General features: G+C 66.8%; 1 pseudogene. It reads left to right on the top strand.

Annotation, left to right across the window (positions count from 1 at the left end):
* A pseudogene (locus tag KVT32_RS31470) lies at positions 1-238 on the top strand (methionine--tRNA ligase); the annotation flags it as partial.

The following is a 238-nucleotide window of genomic DNA, read 5'->3' as shown; positions in this document are numbered from 1 at the left end:
GCAAGCTGGCCCCCGAACTGTCGGCCGAGGCGAAGGGCTGGATCGCGAAAGCCCTGACCGTGGATGGCGCCGAGCGCCAGGTGTCGATCGCCGCCGCCTTCGAAGCGCGCGAATACGGCCGCGCCCTGCGCGAGATCATGGAAATCGCCGACGTCACCAACCAGTACGTCGACGAGAACAAGCCCTGGCTGCTGGCCAAGGACGAGACCAAACTCGCCGAGCTGCACGAGGTCTGCAC

This window comes from Achromobacter sp. GbtcB20 (assembly GCF_019091095.1).
Classification (GTDB): Bacteria; Pseudomonadota; Gammaproteobacteria; order Burkholderiales; family Burkholderiaceae_B; genus Achromobacter; species Achromobacter mucicolens.
Note: the sequence above shows the minus strand (reverse complement) of the source record. Positions and strands in the feature narration are given on the sequence as shown.